General features: G+C 71.3%; 17 protein-coding genes and 1 pseudogene. 10 read left to right on the top strand and 8 right to left on the bottom strand.

Annotated features, from left to right (window positions below):
- Nucleotides 1-40: 40 nt before the first annotated feature.
- A complete protein-coding gene (locus tag Actob_RS05440; RefSeq protein ID WP_122976665.1) occupies nt 41-1,042 on the bottom strand; it encodes a sigma-70 family RNA polymerase sigma factor in 1,002 nt (333 codons plus the stop codon).
- 538 nt (nt 1,043-1,580) lie between these two features.
- On the opposite strand from Actob_RS05440, the gene Actob_RS05435 reads away from it, so the two are divergent.
- Nucleotides 1,581-2,264 (top strand): SDR family NAD(P)-dependent oxidoreductase, encoded by a 684-nt coding sequence (locus Actob_RS05435; RefSeq protein ID WP_284918955.1) that lies wholly within the window; start codon nt 1,581-1,583, stop codon nt 2,262-2,264.
- Between the two features lie 594 nt (nt 2,265-2,858).
- Here the strand turns inward: Actob_RS05435 and Actob_RS05430 are convergent.
- Nucleotides 2,859-3,473, bottom strand: a pseudogene (locus Actob_RS05430) (dTMP kinase); the annotation flags it as partial.
- 139 nt (nt 3,474-3,612) lie between these two features.
- Here Actob_RS05430 and Actob_RS05425 point away from each other — a divergent pair.
- The 7 genes from Actob_RS05425 to Actob_RS05395 all read left to right on the top strand — a co-directional run bounded on the left by Actob_RS05425 (nt 3,613) and on the right by Actob_RS05395 (nt 9,031).
- Nucleotides 3,613-4,182 carry a nucleotidyltransferase gene (locus Actob_RS05425; protein ID WP_284918954.1) on the top strand — a complete coding sequence of 190 codons (570 nt, stop codon included), beginning with the start codon at nt 3,613-3,615 and terminating at the stop codon, nt 4,180-4,182.
- A complete protein-coding gene (locus tag Actob_RS05420) occupies nt 4,161-4,454 on the top strand; it encodes a hypothetical protein (protein ID WP_407653688.1) in 294 nt (97 codons plus the stop codon). Before Actob_RS05425 ends, Actob_RS05420 begins: the two co-directional genes overlap by 22 nt.
- The gene (locus Actob_RS05415; RefSeq protein WP_284918952.1) at nt 4,451-5,203 is read left to right on the top strand and encodes a metallophosphoesterase family protein; all 753 of its coding nucleotides are present in this window, start codon (nt 4,451-4,453) and stop codon (nt 5,201-5,203) included. Before Actob_RS05420 ends, Actob_RS05415 begins: the two co-directional genes overlap by 4 nt.
- Nucleotides 5,204-5,249: 46 nt before the next feature.
- Nucleotides 5,250-5,393 (top strand): GPGG-motif small membrane protein, encoded by a 144-nt coding sequence (locus Actob_RS05410; protein ID WP_014688232.1) that lies wholly within the window; start codon nt 5,250-5,252, stop codon nt 5,391-5,393.
- A gap of 173 nt (nt 5,394-5,566) precedes the next feature.
- Nucleotides 5,567-6,637 (top strand): MHYT domain-containing protein, encoded by a 1,071-nt coding sequence (locus Actob_RS05405; protein ID WP_284918951.1) that lies wholly within the window; start codon nt 5,567-5,569, stop codon nt 6,635-6,637.
- 42 nt (nt 6,638-6,679) lie between these two features.
- Nucleotides 6,680-7,399, top strand: coding sequence for an HD domain-containing protein (locus Actob_RS05400; protein WP_284918950.1), 720 nt, complete (start codon nt 6,680-6,682; stop codon nt 7,397-7,399).
- A gap of 27 nt (nt 7,400-7,426) precedes the next feature.
- Entirely contained in the window at nt 7,427-9,031 is a 1,605-nt protein-coding gene (locus Actob_RS05395) for a glycoside hydrolase family 13 protein (RefSeq protein WP_284918949.1), read from the top strand.
- On the opposite strand, the gene Actob_RS05390 is transcribed toward Actob_RS05395, so the two are convergent.
- Together Actob_RS05390 and Actob_RS05385 are read right to left on the bottom strand one after the other, a co-directional pair.
- Nucleotides 8,939-10,399 (bottom strand): MFS transporter, encoded by a 1,461-nt coding sequence (locus Actob_RS05390; RefSeq protein ID WP_284922239.1) that lies wholly within the window; start codon nt 10,397-10,399, stop codon nt 8,939-8,941. The genes Actob_RS05395 and Actob_RS05390 overlap by 93 nt on opposite strands.
- A gap of 194 nt (nt 10,400-10,593) precedes the next feature.
- The gene (locus tag Actob_RS05385; protein WP_284918948.1) at nt 10,594-11,160 is read right to left on the bottom strand and encodes a CGNR zinc finger domain-containing protein; all 567 of its coding nucleotides are present in this window, start codon (nt 11,158-11,160) and stop codon (nt 10,594-10,596) included.
- 82 nt (nt 11,161-11,242) lie between these two features.
- Between Actob_RS05385 and Actob_RS05380 the strand changes: the two genes are divergently transcribed.
- Entirely contained in the window at nt 11,243-11,668 is a 426-nt protein-coding gene (locus tag Actob_RS05380; protein ID WP_284918947.1) for a carboxymuconolactone decarboxylase family protein, read from the top strand.
- 8 nt (nt 11,669-11,676) lie between these two features.
- The gene (locus tag Actob_RS05375; RefSeq protein WP_284918946.1) at nt 11,677-12,573 is read left to right on the top strand and encodes a phosphotriesterase family protein; all 897 of its coding nucleotides are present in this window, start codon (nt 11,677-11,679) and stop codon (nt 12,571-12,573) included.
- Nucleotides 12,574-12,632: 59 nt separating this feature from the next.
- On the opposite strand, the gene Actob_RS05370 is transcribed toward Actob_RS05375, so the two are convergent.
- The 4 genes from Actob_RS05370 to xylA form a co-directional block, all read right to left on the bottom strand.
- A complete protein-coding gene (locus tag Actob_RS05370; RefSeq protein WP_284918945.1) occupies nt 12,633-14,099 on the bottom strand; it encodes an RICIN domain-containing protein in 1,467 nt (488 codons plus the stop codon).
- A gap of 2 nt (nt 14,100-14,101) precedes the next feature.
- Nucleotides 14,102-15,544, bottom strand: coding sequence for a pectinesterase family protein (locus Actob_RS05365; protein WP_284918944.1), 1,443 nt, complete (start codon nt 15,542-15,544; stop codon nt 14,102-14,104).
- A gap of 133 nt (nt 15,545-15,677) precedes the next feature.
- Nucleotides 15,678-17,078, bottom strand: a complete 1,401-nt coding sequence (gene xylB / locus Actob_RS05360) for a xylulokinase (RefSeq protein ID WP_284918943.1) — start codon at nt 17,076-17,078, stop codon at nt 15,678-15,680.
- A gap of 2 nt (nt 17,079-17,080) precedes the next feature.
- The gene (gene xylA / locus Actob_RS05355; RefSeq protein ID WP_284918942.1) at nt 17,081-18,265 is read right to left on the bottom strand and encodes a xylose isomerase; all 1,185 of its coding nucleotides are present in this window, start codon (nt 18,263-18,265) and stop codon (nt 17,081-17,083) included.
- Nucleotides 18,266-18,317 lie beyond the last annotated feature (52 nt).

Here is an 18,317-nt window from a genome sequence, read left to right as displayed (position 1 = left end):
GGGTGCCGGCCTCCAGTCGTTATCCGGGGGGAAGGGATTGTCAGGCGGCCTGCAGGCCCTCGGCCCGGGCCAGCTCGCGCAGCCGGCCGAGCGCCTGGATCTCCAGCTGGCGGATCCGCTCCCGGCTGAGCGAGAAGCGCGAGGCCACCTCGGTCAGCGAGTGCTCGCGGCCGTCCTCCAGGCCGTAGCGGGCCCGCATGATGCCGGCCGAGCGGTCGTCCAGGTGGTTGAGTAGGCCCTCGATGCGCTGGCGCTCCAGTGCGCTCAGCACGATCTCCTCGGGCGACGGGGCGTCGCTGTCGGCCACCAGGTCACCCAGGTTGGTGTCGCCGTCGTCGCCGACCGGGGTGTCCAGCGAGACGGTGTCCTGAGCCCAGCGGGTGAGCTCGTTGACCCGCTCCACGGTCACGCCCAGGGCCGCCGCGACCTGCTCCGGCTCCGGGTCGCCGCCGAGCTCACGCACCAGCTGGCGGGTGACGTTACGCATCCGGTTGACGTCCTCGACCAGGTGCACCGGGAGACGGACGGTGCGCTCCTGCTGGGCGATCGCCCGGCTGATCGCCTGGCGCACCCACCACGTCGCGTACGTCGAGAACTTGTAGCCGCGCTCGTAGTCGAATTTCTCGACCGCGCGGACCAGGCCGGTGTTGCCCTCCTGGATCAGGTCGAGCATCGGCATGCCCGACCGCACGTAGCGGCGGGCGATCGAGACGACCAGGCGCAGGTTGGCTCGAATGAACAGGTCCTTGGCGCGCTGGCCCTCGGTGACCAGTCGCTCCAGCTCCTCCCGGCTGACGCCGCGACGCTCCTCGCCCTGCTCGAGCAGGTGCTCGGCGTAGAGGCCCGCCTCGATCGCCTTGGAGAGCTCGACCTCCCGCGCGGCGTCCAACAGCGGCGTCCGGGAGATTTCGTGCAGGTAGACTCCGACGAGGTCGCGCTCCTCGGCAACCTGGTCGGTACGCATCACGGTGTTCTTCTCCACGTTGCCCACGGTCCCCTCATTGCCGTCACTAACCCTGTTACGGGCATTACCTGCGTCCATCAGCCCTCTCCCGTAACGTCCGCAGCTCGTGCATTGCGGTTGCTGACATCTACACAACAAATGGCTGCCTGCGCTGATTCCGGCTGGCTGGTCGAAAGTGTCACGAATGCCTGGGTCTTACCTGAGAGCCCAGTGCGCGGTAGCTGAGTACGATCTCTCTGCGGCCGTCTTGCAGATAGACGGTTACCCGTAGCGCGCCTCATAACACCATCGGCCTCTCATCGTCCACAGCGACGGGCATCACCTGGGCGCCGCGATGCTCGTCACCCTGGTTCTACGGTTTTTCCGTCCCTGGGGTTCACGTGCAGCATCGACCGGCAGCAGACAGGCCTGAATCAAACGCGTACATCAAAAAAGATCTCACTCCGCGTGACCGGCAGGTCGAACGGGACCATCGGCCACAATGCGCCACGGTGGGCCACAGTTCACTCGCCCGCCCGGGTGACGCTTCCCGATGCGGTGACATTCCCCCGGCCGGCCACCCGAGCGGCCGGGAGTGAGCAAAAGCACATCCACGTACGTGTGACAACCTGCTCCCATGACCAACACTGCTCTTGTCACGGGCGGCACCGGCGGACTCGGCGCCGCCACCATCGCGGCGTTCCTGGATGCCGGGTGGCGCGTGGTGGCCCCGGCCCGGCCCGGTTCCGTCGACCGGCTGCCGGCCGGCGTCGTCGCCGTCCCGGCCGACCTCACCGACCCGGCCGGTGCGGCCGCCGCCGTGGCGACCGCCGCCGGTGACCCGGACGCCCCGCTGAAGGCGGTGGTCAACCTGGTCGGCGGGTACGCCGGCAGCGGCCTGATCGCCGACACCCCGGTCGACGAGTTCGAGGCCATGCTCACCACCAACCTGCGACCCACCTACCTGACCACCGCGGCCGCCCTGCCGCACCTGATCGCGGCCGGCGGCGGCGCGGTGGTGTGCGTCTCGTCCCGGGCCGCCGTGGCGCCGTTCCCGGGCGCGGCCGGCTACGTCACCGCCAAGGCGGCGGTGCTGGCCTTCGCCGCGACCGTCGCGGTCGAGTACAAGAAGCAGGGCGTGCGCTGCAACACGGTGCTGCCCAGCGTGATCGACACCCCGGCCAACCGCGCCGCGATGCCGGACGCCGACCACGGCCGCTGGGTGGACCCGGCGGAGATCGCCGGCACCGTCCTGTTCCTCGCCTCGGACGCGTCCGCCCCGGTCAGCGGCGCCCAGGTTCCCGTCTACGGCCAGGCATAGTCCCCGTCGGCCAGGCATGATCCCCGTCCTGTCGATCGCTCGCGTCGTCCACAGGCGCGGGTTGTCCACAGCCCACCGGCGCGATCCAGCGATCTTCCGCCACACTGCTCAGCGGGGGATCCCCCTGGGAGGGTGGGCTTTCGAGCGCGCCGGGCCGGACCGAACGGATCGTCGATGCTCGTCAGGAGCCCCACCGAGCCGGGCACCTGACCTCGAGCGCGACCGGCCCGCGACCTCCAACCGGGCCGGTCAGAGACTCTCCGCCAACTGCCACCCGATGACCGCCGCCCCGGCCACCGCCGGCACGCCGGCCAGCACCAGCGTCCGCACCCGGACCCGGCGCCGGCCCGGTGTCGCCCCAGCCGGCCCGGCCGCGACCGCCCCGGCCGTCCCACTCACGGCCACCGGGGCTCCCCTGCCCCCGGCCACCGCGGCTGTCCCCGCCGCTGCCCCCGGGGCTGTCCCGGCCACCCCCGGGGTTGTCCCGGCCACCGCGGAGGATCCAGCCGCCACCGCGGATGACCCGGCCGCCATCGCGGATGACCCGGCCGCCGCCGGGACCGCCTGGCTCACCATCGCCGCGGCCAACCCGGCCCTGATCGCCGCGTGCACCTGCTCCGGCGACCCGTTCGCGTCGATCACCACGAACCCCGCGGCCTCCGGCAGCGAGCGATAGGCCCGGTCCGCCGCCGTCAGATACTCGATCGACTCCCGGTCGGTGCCCCGCCTGTCGATCCGCTCCCGGGCCACCGCCGGATCCACCGCCAGCAGGAACGTCACGTCCGGCCGCGGAAACAGCCGGTACGCCAGCCGCGCGCGCCGTTCGGCGGCCGGTCCGGCACCCCGCGCCCGGAGGCTGGCGAACTGGCACGCCGCGTACCGGTCCATCACCGCGATCTCGTGCCGGACGGCGCGGCGCAGCAGGGTCCGGGCGATCGCCAGCCAGCGCAGCAGCGACTCGATGAGCAGCATGCCCCGCCGGCCGAACAGCCCCTCGGCGTCGCCCCGGCCCCAGCGGGCGGCCAGCCGGCCGAACCAGGCCCGGCCGCCGGCGTTCTGCCGGTACACCGCCGGGTGCCCGGCACCGGCCAGCGCGGCCGCGAGCAGCCGGGCCTGCGTGGTCTTGCCGGAGCCGTCGACACCGACCAGGGCGACGGTGCGGACGGGGCGCTTCACGGCGACGGGGGGACCAACCGAGGGGGCGGACATACCAACCGACGGTAGCCGGGGGCCGCACACCGCGTTCCCCCTCGCGAACCGGGCGTCCCGGACCAGAATGATCGTCAGTGGTTCAAGGTGTGGCCACCCTGGGTAGTCGTCATCAACTGGACACGGACAGGAGGTCACCATGCCGCACCGGGTCGACGAGGGGCTGGCCGGCACCATGAAACGCGTCGCCGCCTCCCTGAAGACGGCGGAAATTCCCTTCGCGCTGGGCGGCAGCTTCGCCGTGTACGCGCACGGCGGCCATTCCAGCGACCACGACGTGGACTTCCTGATCCGCGAGCAGGACAAGGAGCGGGCTCTTCAGGAACTGGCCAAGGTCGGTTTCCAGACCGAGGAGCCGCCGGAGGACTGGCTGGTCAAGGTGTACGAGGACAACCGGATGGTGGATCTGATCTACCGGCCGGTGGAGACTCCGGTCACCGACGAGACGCTTGCCGACACCGAGCGGATCTCCGTCGAGGCGATCTACATGCCGGTGCTCTCGGCAACCCAGCTGATGATCCACAAGCTGCTCAGTTACAGCCAGCATCACTGCGATTTCGCCCAGGGGCTGCCGGTCGCCCGCTCGCTGCGCGAGCAGATCGACTGGGGCCGGGTGCGGCGGGAGACCGCCAAGTCACCGTACGCCGAGGCGTTCCTCGTCCTGCTGGACCGGCTCGACGTGGTGCCATTCCCGTCCACCGACGGGTAGTCGTCCGACGAAGAGGGCCTGAGATGACCAAACAGATCGACCTGGAGGCCGAGATCCAGCGTCTGCTGACCGAGCACGACCGGATCTCCGAGCAGGGTGTGACAGTGCAGCAGCGGGAGCACGTGCTGGTGCTCAGCGGTGAGGTGGAGAGCTCGCAACGGCGGGACGAGATCTGCCGGCAGATCACCGCGCGTTACCCGGACCTGGAGATCGCCTGCGACATCGGCATCATCCGGACCCAGGCGCCGACCGAGGTGGAGGAGATCTCATGATCCGGATCGCCGCCGTTGGCGACGTCCATGTGGACAAGGACGTGGTGGGCCGCTACCGGCCCGCCCTGGAGGAGTTGCCGGGCCGGGCCGACGCGCTGCTGGTCGCCGGCGACCTGACCCGGCACGGCACGGTGGACGAGGCCAAGTGCTTCGCCACCGAGTTCGGCGGACTGGCGGTGCCGGTCGTGGCGGTGCTCGGCAACCACGACCATCAGAGCGACCGGCAGGACGACGTCGCCCGGGTGCTCACCGACGCCGGGATCACCGTGCTGGAGGGCACCGCGACCGTGCTGGAGATCCGCGGGCACCGGCTCGGGGTGGCCGGCACCAAGGGGTTCGGCGGCGGCTTCAAGGGCGCCTGCGCGAGCAACTTCGGCGAACGCGAGTCGAAGGACTTCGTCCGTACCACCGAGCGGTACGCCGACAGCCTGCGCGAGGCGCTGCGCTCGGTGGAGTGCGACGCGCTCGTCGCGCTGACCCACTACGCGCCGGTCCCGGAGACCCTGACCGGCGAGCCGCTGGAGATCTACGCCTTCCTCGGCTGCTACCAGCTCGGCCAGGCGATCGACGACGCGCCCACCGCCCTGGCCCTGCACGGGCACGCGCACCACGGCTCGGAGCGCGGCCGGACCCCCGGCGGGGTGCCGGTCCGCAACGTCGCGCACCCGGTCATCAAGCAGGCGTACAACGTGTATCAGCTGCTCTCCGACACTGTGGACGCCAAGCACGAGGAACTGGCGACGGCCTGAGCCGGAACCAGGTTTTCGATTTCCGGACATCGGGTATCGGACCGGCATGGACCTACTGCTCTGGATTCTCGCCGTAATCCTCGTGGTCGCCGGCATTCTCGCGCTGTTCCGGCGGCAGATCCTCTGGGGTGTTGTGCTGATCATCGTGGGCCTGCTGGTCGGGCCGGGCGGCGTCAGCATCTTCACCTGATCGGTATCCCCCGCTTCCTCCCATCGGTACCGGCTCCGGGACCGTCTCGCGTTCTCCGACGCGAGGCGGTCCCGATCTCTTTGGTGCGCCGACGCACTCGACGTGCGATGGACGACAGCTGAAATCTGACTGAATCCCCCGCGGACGATCGCCGAGTTTCGCGAGGTAAGCCAGTGGCTGCACATGTTCACCACTTCACCTACGGCGCCTTCAACCCGATAGCCGCGACGCTGCTGGCGTACCTCGGCTCGTTCCTCGGGTTGCTCTGCACGGCACGGGCGCGGGACGCGCACAGTCGCGGCCGGCGTAACCGGTGGCTGGTGATCGCCGCGTTCGCGATCGGCGGTGGCGGCATCTGGCTGATGCACTTCTCCGCGATGCTCGGCTTCGACGTGCCGGACAGCCCGGTCCGCTACGACCTCCCGGTCACCCTGCTCAGCCTCGCCTTCTCGGTGGTCACCGTGGGTATCGGGCTGATGGTGGTGGGGCACGGCGGGCGAAGCACCGCCAAGACCATCGCGGCCGGCGTGCTGACCGGTGGTGGGGTGCTGGCCATGCACTACACCGGGATGGAGGGCATGCGGGTGTCCGCGCGGGTGCACTACAACCCGCTGCTGGTCGCCGCGTCCGCGGTGATCGCGCTGGCCGCCTGCACGATCGCCCTGTGGTTCACCGTCTCGGTACGCGGCCTGCACCGGGTGGCCGGCGCCTCCGCGGTGATGGCGGTAGCGGTCTGCGGCATGCACTACACCGGCATGGCGGCGATGTCGGTGCGGATGGACCCCACCCTGGTGCCGAGCACCTCCGGGATCCGGCCGCTCACCATGATCGTGCCGATCACCGTGCTGACCGCGATCATCATCGTCGCGGTGGCCCTGAGCGCGTTGCAGGCGATGACCGAGGAGGAGTTCACCGACGGCGCCGGCACCCCGAAGCGCGGCGTGCACGCCGAGACGCCGCAGCCCTGGACGCTGCGCCAGCCCTCGGTGGGCGGGCTCCGGCTCTCTCCCGCGGCCCGCGCGATGGCGGCCGGCCGGGCCGGTGGCAGCGCCCGCCCGTCGCCCGGCCCACGCCCGGCGCCGCGGCCGCCCACCTTCGACCCGTCGGTGGCCGGCGCCCCGGTCCCCTCGCGGATGACGCAACAGCGGATGGCGCCACCGGCCGCGACACCCCCGGCCGCACCGGCCGTACCGGGCACCGAACCCGGTGGTCCGGTGGTGGGTCCGGCCACATCCGGCACGTGATCGATCCCCGCCACGGCCGACGATCGGGTATATCTGATCCGCATGGCGCCACGGATGCTGCTGTCGATGCCGCTGCACGCGATCACCGAGGTGTACGGCGAGGCCGGCCTCCGGCAACGCTTCCAGTTGGAGCTGGAGTCGTTCCCCGAGCCGGAGCGGGAACGGCTGACCGAGGCGCTGGTGCTGGCGGCGGCACTGCACGCGGAGGACCGGCGGGTCCGCGAGCCGTACCTCAACCACCTGCTCCGGGTGGCCATCCGGATCATCCGCTACTACCAGGTCCGGGACGTGGACGTGCTGGTCGCGGCGTTGCTGCACGACGCGGTCGAGGACCATCCGGCCGAGCTGGCCGGGATCGCACCGGACACCTCGTACGAAAAGGCCACCGAGGCGGCCCTGGCCGTCCTCGCGCAGCGCTTCAATCCGCGGGTGGCGGCCCTGGTCCGGTCGGTGACGAACCCGGCCTACGACCCGGACCGCGACCGGCACGAGCAGTACCGGGAGCACGTCGCGGACAGTCTGGACCGCGATCCGTGGGCCCGGGTCATCAAGATCTCCGACTTCACCGACAACGGCGTCGGGGTGATCCACACCACGCTGGACAAGGCGCACCGCTCGGCGACCAAGTACCGCCCGCTGGTCCCGAAGCTGCGGGAGCTGATCGGGCGGCCGGACACGCCGCTCTCCACCCAGGCCAAGGAGCACATCCTGGACCAGCTGGACCTGGCCGAGGAGCGATTCGCCGCCATCCTGGACGAGTGAGCCCGGTGCCGCGCCTAGGCTGGCGGCATGCCCTCCACTGACGCCTGGTGGCGCGACGCTGTCATCTACCAGATCTATCCGCGGTCCTTCGCCGACGGGAACGGCGACGGGATGGGCGATCTGCCCGGCATCACCGCCCGCCTGCCCCGCCTCCGCGAGCTCGGCGTCGACGCCGTCTGGCTCTCCCCGTTCTACGTCAGCCCGCAGCACGACGCCGGCTACGACGTCGCCGACTACCGCGACGTCGACCCGCGGTTCGGCACCCTCGGCGACGCCGACAAGCTGATCGGCACGGCACACGACCTCGGCCTGAAGATCATCGTGGATCTGGTGCCGAACCACACGTCCAGCGAGCACGCCTGGTTCCGGGCCGCGCTCGCCGCGCCGCCCGGCAGCCCCGAGCGAGACCGCTACATCTTCCACGACGAACCGCCGAACTCGTGGCAGAGCGTCTTCGGCGGGCCGGCCTGGGAGCAGGTCCCGGACGGCCAGTGGTACCTGCACCTGTTCGACGTCTCGCAGCCCGACCTGAACTGGGACCATCCGGAGGTCCGCGCCGAGTTCCTGGACATCCTGCGGTTCTGGCTGGACCGGGGGGTGGACGGTTTCCGGGTCGACGTGGCACACGGCCTGGTCAAGGACGCCGCGCTGACCGACTGGACGCAGCCGGCCACCGTGCTCGGCGGCCTGGAGCCGGCCGGTCCGCCGCCGCCGATGTGGGACCAGGAGGGCGTGCACGAGATCTATCGGGAGTGGCGCGCCGTGCTGGACGGCTACTCACCGGACCGGATCCTGGTCGCCGAGGCCTGGGTGCAGCCCGAGGAACGGCTGGCCCGGTACGTCCGGCCGGACGAGATGCACCAGGCGTTCAACTTCCCCTACCTGGAGGCGCCCTGGAAGCCGGGCGAGCTGCGCGAGGTGATCGATTCCTCGCTGGCCGCCACCGGCGCGGTCGGCGCGACCACCACCTGGGTGCTGTCCAACCACGACGTGGTGCGGCACGCGTCCCGGCTGGGCTACCCGGTGGACGAGAAGCGCAAGCCGGGGATCGGGATCGGCGATCCGCAGCCGGACACCGGGCTGGGCCTGCGCCGGGCCCGGGCGGCCACGCTGCTGATGCTGGGCCTGCCCGGCTCGGCCTACCTCTACCAGGGTGAGGAGCTGGGACTGCCGGAGCACACCACGATGGCCGACGAGTTCCGGCAGGATCCGGCCCGGGAGCGGTCCGGGCACGCGGAGCGCGGGCGGGACGGCTGCCGGGTGCCGATCCCGTGGGAGGCCGACGCGCCGTCCTACGGTTTCGGGCCGGGCGACCACAGCTGGCTGCCGCAGCCCACGGCCTGGGCGGAGTACGCGCTGGACCGGCAGGTGGACGTGCCCGGCTCGACCTACGAGCTGTACCGGTCGGCGCTGCGGTCGCGCCGCGAGCACGGGCTCGGTGCCGGGTCGCTGACCTGGATCGAGTCCGCGGCGAGCACCCTGGCGTTCCACAACGAGGACGTTCTGGTGCTGACCAATTTCGGCCCGTCCGCCGTGCCGTTACCGGATGGCGTCCGGATCCTGCTGAGCAGCGAGCCCCTCGGCGACGACGGCCGGGTCCCCACCGACGTGACCGTCTGGGCCCTTCGCTGAGGCCTTGGCCAGCAGGGCGGCGTGCGTGCCGGCCATGTCCGCCGCCACCGTCCTGCTAGCCAGCCAGTACATGACCCCGGTCGGGATGAAGAAGAACTGGAACGCGGCCAGCCCGACCGCGTAGTTCAGCGGCGGCGGGAACGCGCCGGAGAGCCGCTGGAAGGCCACCCCGACCAGGGCGTTCCCACCGGCCCGGCCGACGCCGTTGACCAGGTTCCCCAGGCTGTAGACGGTGCCGCGGTGCTCGGGCGGGTTCACGTCGGCGATCATGGCGAACCAGTTCGGCGAGTTGGCCGAGGTCAGCATCAACGCGAAGACCGCGATGCCCAGGCAGGCGGCGACGGTCGGCTCGGTCACCACGTTGTCCAGCACGCCGCGGATCACCGCGCCGGTGCCCGCCCCGTCCGGCACGGTGATCGTCATCGGGACGAAGAACAACACCACGTAGAACGGGACCGCTGCCAGCACACCGACCGCCGCCACCAGGGCCCGGCCTCGTGGCGTACGCCGTTGCAGCCGGTCCCCGGCCAGCCCGCCGAGGATCGACAGTGCCGCCCCGAGCTGGAAGATCGTCGCGAACGCGCTGCCCACCAGCACCGCGGTGCCTGTCGAATAGCCCTGGTCCTCGGCGCGGGCGCGGAACAGCACCGGCAGCCAGACCAGGGAGCCGAAGGCGATCTGCGCGGTGCCGCCCTGCAGGATCAGCCAGACGTTGGTGCGCCGGCCCAGGATGATCGGCAGGTGGTCGTGGTGGATCCGCTCGTCGTACTCGACACCGGCCAGCTCCGGCTGGCTCTCGCCGCGCGGCACGTTGTAGGTGAACAGGTAGAGCACCGTGGCCACCAGCCCGGCCGCCGCGGTCACCAGGAACGGCTCCCGCCAGTCGGTGTGCCCCAGGATGCCGCCGGTCAGGGTGCCGGCCAGCGTCCCGAGGCCCTGCGACAGGCCCCAGAAGCTCATCACCAGGCCACGGCGCCGCGGTGAGATCAGGTCGCTGACCACCGAGAAGCTCACCGAGGCGACGGCGCCCAGCCCGAACGCGGCGATCACCTGGGCGAGCAGAAACGCGGGATAGCCGTCGGCCAGCCCCGACCAGGCGGTGCCGGCGACCCAGATCAGGGTGCCGATGAGCAGCACCGGTTTGCGGTCGGTGCGGTCACCGGCGTACGCCCAGCCGATCGCGGCGACGGCGCTGATCAGGAACATGGTCGTGGTGGCCAGCGCGATGCGTGCCTCGCCCACTCCGAAGGCGTCGCCGATGCTGCCGTACAGCGGCGGCACGATGCCGATCGCCACGTTGTCCAGGGACGCCAGGATCACGAAGACCGCGACGCTGTAGCCGCGGTGCACGGTGCCGCCCCTGCCCATCACGGGTAGAGGTTAGCGACAGTCGAGCCGGCGGGCAGGGCGGCGGCGCCGCGACGACCACCGGTTCCGCTGGCGCGGGCCCGGTTGTCGCTCGTGCGCGGCCCGGCGGGCGCGCGGCACGCGGATGGCGCGGACCCGGTTATCGCTCGTGCGCGGCCCGGCGGGCGCGCAGCGCGCGGATGGCGCGGACCCGGTTATCGCTCGTGCGCGGCCCGGCGGGCGCGCAGCGCGCGGACCCGGCCGCGGCTCGCGCAGGCCGGTGACGGGCACCAGCGGCGCCGGCCCGGTGGGTCGACGAAGACACCGCGGCAGTCGTCCTCCGGGCAGACCTTCAGCGCGTGCCGGTCGGCGCCGGTGAGCTGATCGACCGCCTGCCGGGCGATCCTGGCGAACGCCTCGCGCGCGGTCGCCGGCGGCGCGAGCCGGAGCCGGTCACCGGTGATCAATCGCGGCGGGGCATCCTGCTCGGCCAGCAACACGGCCAGCCGGTCCGCGGCGGCGGGCGGGGGCGGCACCCCGTCGACGGTGGCCAGGGCCAGCGGGCGCAGCATCTCACGCAGCTCGCGGGCGAGGGCCAGATCCTCGGGGCCGGGCGGGCGGACCGGCGACAGCTCGCTCCGCTCCAGCCACTCGGCGAGCCGCTCGGGGCCGGTCAGCCGCTCGACCGGGTCGGCGCTGAACGCCCGGCCCCGGGTGGCGAGCAGGTTGAGCCAGACGGCGCCGCAGTCGTACCGGAGCGCGAGCGGGTCATGGGTGGTCACCCGACGATGGTAACGCTTCACCCGTTACGTCTGCTACGTTGCCCGTAACGGCTCAACCGTTACACCGATCGAGGGGGTAGCCATGCCCGACCTGTCCGAACACCTGGCTCCGGCGACGCTCGACCGCGACCGGGGCTATCGCATGCTGGACGTCCTGCAGGACGAGCCGACGCGGCTGGCCACCCTGCCGGCCGTCGAGCGGCTCGCGCCCGGCTTCGCCGACTGGGTCGTCACCAGCCTGTTCGGCGGCACCTACCAGCGGGACGGGCTGTCGCTGCGCGACCGGCAGCTGGTGAACCTCGCGGCGCTCGCCACCCTCGGCGGCGTGGACCCGCAGCTCACCGGGCACGTGCGGACCTCGCTGCGGGTCGGCCTGGACCGGGAGCAGATCGTCGAGGTGTTCGTGCACCTGGCGCCGTACATCGGCGTGCCCAGGGCGCTGGCCGGGCTGCGGGTGGTGGGCGCCGCGCTGGACGCCGTCGAGCACGCGGGCGGTGATCCGCAGTGAGCGCGGCGGTGCGTACCGTCCTGGGTGACGTCGAACCGGCGGCGCTGGGCGTGTGCGACGCGCACGATCACCTGTTCCTGCGCTCCCCGGCCCTGGCGGGTCAGGAACTCGACGACCCGGCGGCGGCGCTGACCGAGCTGGCCGCGTTCGCGGCGCTCGGCGGCGGCACGGTGATCCAGTGGACCCCGTGGGGCATGGGCGGCCGGCACCAGGAGTTGCCCGCGCTGTCCCGGCGCTCGGGCGTGCACATCGTCGCGGCGACCGGCCTGCACCAGGCGAAACACTACGACCCCGAACGGCTGCGGGACGTGTACGAGCGACTGCCCGAACTGTTCATCGGCGAGCTGACCACCGCTCCGGTGCGCGCCGGCCTCATCAAGATCGCCGGGAGCTACCACCATCTCGACGACCACGCCCGGCGGGTGGCCGCCGCCGCGGCGCGGGCCCATCACGCCACCGGCGCCCCGATCGGCGTGCACCTGGAGGGCGGAACCGCCGCGCTCGACCTGCTCGACCTGCTCTGCGACACGCACCGGGTGCCGCCCGGCCGGGTGATCCTCGGGCACCTGCACCGGTTCCCGGATACGCGGGTGCACCGTGCGGTCGCCGAGGCCGGCGCGTACGTGGCGTTCGACGGGCCGTCCCGGGCCCATCACCAGACCGACTGGCGGTTGCTGGACAGCATCGCCGCGCTGGTGGACGCCGGCCATCCGGACCGGATCCTGCTCGGCGGGGACACCGTGACGGCCGCCGCCCGCTCGACCGCTGACGGGCCCGGCATGCCGTTCCTGCTCAGCGGCCTGCGGCCGCGCCTCGAACGGGAGATCGGCGGCGACGTGGCCACCGCCGTCCTGATCACCAACCCGGCGCGGGCCTTCGCCGCCGACTGGCGCACGGCGGCTTGATGGACGGCCCCGGGACTGCTCCCACGGTCCCGGGGCCGCTCCCCTCTCCCGTGGAGGGCTCAGTTGCCGATCGTGGCCTGCGGACCGGCGTACTTCTTCAGCAGCGCCGGGACGTCGGCGGCGGCGTCCAGGGCGTACGAGTAGTAGTCCTTCGGGTTGAAGGCGGAGCCGTTGGTCTGCTGCTTGCCGCTGGAGTTCACCACGACGCTGCCGGACTGCTTGAGCTGCGCGGCGGACGTGTCGTTGTAGTACGGGTTCACCACGTGATCGAAGTAGCTGTTCTCCAGGACCAGCTTGGTCGAGCCACGGGAGAGGTTCCCGTACGACGTGATGTTCTGCATGTAGTTGTTGTAGAGGTGCGCCAGCGCGACGTTGTCCACGCTGGGGTTGCGCTGGTTGGTGTCGTGGATCCAGTTGTGGTGGATGGTCATCCGGGCGGTCACGTTGTCCGTCCAGCCGATGCCGAACGCCTTGTTCTCGTTCGACAGGACGTTCCACGACACGGTCAGGTACGTGGTGTCCTTGCGGCTGTCGATCAGGCCGTCGTTCATGTTGGTGATGGTGTTGTGGTCGATCCAGATGTGGTCGGCGGTGTCCATCTGGATGCCGTCGTAGTCGTAGACCTTGTCGTCCGGGTCGTCCTCGGCCATCGCGGCGTCCTTGATGGTCAGGTTGCGGATGATCACGTTCCGCACGCCGGCGCCCAGGAAGAAACCGCCCTGCAGGATCTGGCCGCTGGTCCCGGCGCCGACGATGGTCTTGTTCGACGTGACCTTGAGTTCGGTGCCCTTCGGGGTGATCGTGATGGGCGCGGCCACCCTGATCACGTAGGGCTCGGCGGCGGTGACGTACTTGGTCAGGTCGGCCTGGGTCTTCACGGTGACGGTGGTGCCGGCCGCACCGCCGGTGGTGCCACCGCCGGTCGAGGCGAAGCCGTCAGCGGTGTCGGACCAGGTCCGGCCGCCGGACGCGGTCGGTGCCGGGGTCGCGGTGGAGCCGGTGACCGGGGTGAACGCCCACTGCTTGTTCGAGTTGGCGGTGCACGTCTCCTGGATGATCGCCGCGCCCGAGGCGGTCGAGGCGGCCTGGTCGGAGACGCACAGCCCGCTGCTCACGCTGACGATCTGGAACGTGCCGGTACCCGAGGCCACGAACCTCCACTGCTGATTGGTGCCGGTCCCGCAGGTGTACTGCCACAGCCGCACACCCGAGGCGGTGGACGCCGACGGCACGTCGACACACTTGCCACTGTTGACGTTCTTCAACTGGAAGTTGCCGCCCCGCGCCACCACCTGGAACTGCTGCCAAGCCGCATTCGCGGTGCAACCCCACTGCTGCAACAGCGCCTTGTCGTCCTTGGCAGCCGACGGCACATCGACGCACATGCCGCTCTTCTTCACAGCCAGCGTGTAGGTGGAGCCCGCGGCCGGCACGGTGGCCGCGTTCGACGGGAGGACCGACCAGCCGACGATCGCGGCCGGGACGGCCAGCACGGCCGCGGACAGGAGAATGCGCTTCTTCGTCATGATCAGCCCACCGGGTTCCAGTTGTCGGTGCCCGCGAGGTACTTCTGCGGGGTGTGGTTGGCGGCCTGCGCGTCACTGAGCTGCGGCCGGTTGCTGTTGGTCGTCGCGCCCGAGCCGGTGTTCCGGTATTCCAGGAAACGGGCGTTCTGCCAGGAGTTCGACGACATGTCGATCCACGGCTGCGCGGTCTTGACGGTCGCGCTCAGCGACGACTCGCGGTACAGCACCTGCGCGTCCGGACCCCACGGCCGGCCGAGCTGCGTGGTGTTGTTCGTGGCGCCGGTGATCGTGCACTTGTAGAAGAGGAAGCCGTACGGGTTGGCCGCGTCGGTCCTGGCCGCGGTGATCGGCCCGCCGGTGGTCCGCTTCTCGTGGACCCTGGTGGCGTTGAAGACCCCGGTGCCGCCGCCGAAGATGAAGTCGACGGTGCCCTCGACGTACGAGTTCTTGATGTACGACCGCCCGCTGTTGAGCAGGAACGTGTCCTGGTCGCCGAGCAGCCGCACGTTGTCCAGGGTCGCCCGGTCGCCGCCCAGCTTCAGGGCCACGGCCTGGTCGCCGTCCTCGTAGGTGTTCTCGTCGTAGTCGTTGGCGATGGTCAGGTTCGACGCGACGAAGTCCTTGCCCGCCACCGAGACGCTGGCGCTGCCCGAGGTGCCGCTGGTGTGCGCGGAGTTGTTGTAGACCAGCACCGTGTCGGACGCCGCGCCGCCACCACCGGCCAGGGTGACGAAGGGCTTGTTCGACGGCACCGTGAGCACCTCACGGTAGGTACCCGGCTTGATGGTGATGGTGGCCCGGCTGGTGTTGTTCGCCGGCACCGCGTCGATCGCCGCCTGCACCGTCCGGTACTTGCCGGTGCCGTCCGACGCGACGGTGAAGGTGCCCCCGGTGGGCGGGGTGGTGGCGCCGGTGACCGGGGTGAACGCCCACTGCTTGTTCGAGTTGGCGGTGCACGTCTCCTGGATGATCGCCGCGCCCGAGGCGGTCGAGGCGGCCTGGTCGGAGACGCACAGCCCGCTGCTCACGCTGACGATCTGGAACGTGCCGGTACCCGAGGCCACGAACCTCCACTGCTGATTGGTGCCGGTCCCGCAGGTGTACTGCCACAGCTGCACACCCGAGGCGGTGGACGCCGACGGCACGTCGACACACTTGCCACTGTTGACGTTCTTCAACTGGAAGTTGCCGCCCCGCGCCACCACCTGGAACTGCTGCCAAGCCGCATTCGCGGTGCAACCCCACTGCTGCAACAGCGCCTTGTCGTCCTTGGCAGCCGACGGCACATCGACGCACATGCCGCTCTTCTTCACAGCCAGCGTGTAGACACCACCGGCCGCCGGGGCGGTGGCCGCCTCCGACGGCAGCACCGCCCAGCCGATCAGGCCGGCCGGGACGGCGAGCACCGCCGCCGCGCCCAGCAGTTTCCGCTTGCGAGTCGCCACTGCGGATCCTTCCTACGTATGGGGATGGGCCGCCGGGGATGCGGCCGATACGTAGATGTGGTCCAGGCGGGGCGACAACAACTTTCCGGGAAAAAGTTCCGGCCGGCTCCCCAGGCGAGCCGGCCGGAACCGATCAGCGGGTCCGGTCGAGTACCGCGTGCTGCGCGGCAGCGTACTGTTCGCGGATCAACGGGACCGGGTCGTCCTCGTACGTCGCGGGGGTTTCCGCGGACCAGGCGGGCGGGACGTCCCCGCCCAGGGTGATCCAGGCCGCCTGCCGGGCCGCGCCGTCGGCGACGTACTCGCCCGGCGGTGGGACCAGCACCGGCTTGCCGAACAGGGCCGGCGCGATCCGTCGCACCGCCTCGCTCTTGGCGCCGCCGCCGACCAGCACCATCCGGTTCGCCAGCGCACCCTGCCCGACCAGCGCGTCCAGGCCGTCGGCGAGGGCGCAGAGCATGCCCTCCACGGCGGCCCGGGCCAGGTGCGCCGGGGTGGAGGTACGCAGGGTGAGCCCGTGGATCGCGCCCGTGGCGTCCGGCCGGTTCGGGGTCCGCTCGCCCTCCAGGTACGGCACCAGGACCAGGCCGTCCGCCCCGGCGGGCGCGGTGAGCGCGAGCCGGGACAGCTCGTCGTGCGAGACGCCGAGCAGGGTGGCGGCCGCGTCCAGCACCCGGGCGGCGTTGAGGGTGACGACGATCGGCAGGAACCGCCCGGTGGTGTCGGCGAAGCCGGCCACCGTGCCGCTCGGGTCGACCGGCGCCGCGTCGGACGAGACGAAGACCGTGCCGGACGTCCCGATCGAGACGATCACGTCGCCGGGCAGCGCGCCGGTGCCGAGGGCGGCCGCCGCGTTGTCACCGGCGCCCGGGCCCAGCGGGGCGCCGTTGGGCAGGTGCCCCGCGACGCCCGTCGGGCCCAGCACCTCGGGCACCATCAGCTTGCGGCCGAAGCCGAGTTCCAGCAGGTCGTGCCGGTACTCGTTGGTCTTGGCCGACCAGTAGAGGGTGCCGCTGGCGTCGCTGCGATCGGTCTTGAGGTCCGCGATGTCGGTGGAGCCCGACAGTTTCCAGGTCAGCCAGTCGTGCGGCAGGCAGACCGCTGCCACCCGGGCGGCGTTCTCCGGCTCGGCGCGGGCCAGCCAGCGCAGCTTGGTCAGCGTGAAGCTGGCGACCGGCACGATGCCGACCGCGTCCGCCCACCTGTCCGGCCCGCCGAGCTCCCGGATCAGGTCGGCGGCGGCGCCCGCGCTGCGGGTGTCGTTCCAGAGCAGCGCGGGCCGAACCACCTCGCCCCGCGCGTCCAGCGCGACCATTCCGTGCTGCTGCCCGGCGACCGAGGCGGCGGCCACGTCGTCGAGACCGCCCGCCTCCTCGATCGCCTGCCGCAGCGCGGCCCACCAGGCGTCCGGATGCACCTCGGTGCCGTCCGGGTGCGCGGCCCGGCCCTGCCGGATCAGCTTCCCGGTCTCGGCATCACGGATCACGACCTTGCACGACTGGGTCGAGCTGTCGATCCCGGCAACCAGCGCCATGGTCAGCGGGCCCCGAGCAGGTGCTCGATCGCGAGCTGGTTGAGCTTGACGAAGCCGTAGCCCTGCGCGCCCACGGCGTCCGCGTCGAAGTCCTCGAACGCGCTGCGGTCGGCGAGCAGGTCGGCGTAGCTCTCGCCGGCGTTGAGCGTCGGGGTGCTCAGCTCGGCGACCTTGGACGCGGCCAGGGCGGCCTGCACCTCGGGGTCGGCGCGGAACGCCTTGGCCCGCTCCTTGAGCAGCAGGTACATCCGGATGTTCGCCTTTGCCGACTCCCAGACGCCGTCCAGGTCCTCGGTGCGCGACGGCTTGTAGTCGAAGTGCCGCGGGCCGTCGTAGGCGCGGCCGCCGTCCAGCCCGTTCTCCAGCAGGTCGACCAGGGAGAACGCGTTGAGCAGGTCGCCGTGGCCGAAGACCAGGTCCTGGTCGTACTTCGGGCCGTGCTGGCCGTTCAGGTCGATGTGGAAGAGCTTGCCGTGCCACAGCGCCTGGGCGATGCCCTGGGTGAAGTTGAGGTTCGACATCTGCTCGTGGCCGACCTCGGGGTTGATCCCGAACAGCTCGGGGCGCTCCAGCTCCTGGGTGAACGCGATGGCGTGGCCGGCGGTCGGGAGCAGGATGTCGCCGCGGGGCTCGTTCGGCTTCGGCTCGATGGCGAAGCGGAAGCCGTAGCCCCGGTCCTCCGAGTACTGCGCGAGCAGGTTGAGCGCCTCGCGGTAACGGTCCAGGGCGGCCTTGACGTCCTTGGCCGAGTCGTACTCCGCGCCCTCCCGGCCGCCCCACAGGACCAGGGTCTTGGCGCCCAGCTCGGCACCGAGGTCCATCTGGCGCAGCACCTTGCGCAGCGCGTAGCGCCGGACGTTGCGGTCGTTGCTGGTGAAGCCGCCGTCCTTGAACACCGGGTGGGTGAACAGGTTGGTGGTCACCATCGGGACGATCAGGCCGGTCTCGTCGAGCGCCTTCTTGAACCCGGCGACGATGCCGTCACGGGTCTGCGCGTCGGCACCGAACGGCACCAGGTCGTCGTCGTGGAACGTGACGCCGTACGCCCCGATCTCGGCGAGCTTGTGCACGGTCTCGACCGGGTCGATGGCCGGGCGGGTGGCGTCACCGAACGGGTCGCGCGCCTGCCAGCCGACGGTCCAGAGACCGAAGGAGAACTTGTCATCACGAGTGGCCTGCACCGACACGGTTACCTCCGGGAAACGCGTTCGATTTGTTTATTGGTTGAATTATTTGGCG

It is taken from the genome of Actinoplanes oblitus (assembly GCF_030252345.1).
Taxonomy (GTDB): Bacteria; Actinomycetota; Actinomycetes; order Mycobacteriales; family Micromonosporaceae; genus Actinoplanes; species Actinoplanes oblitus.
Note: the sequence above shows the minus strand (reverse complement) of the source record. Positions and strands in the feature narration are given on the sequence as shown.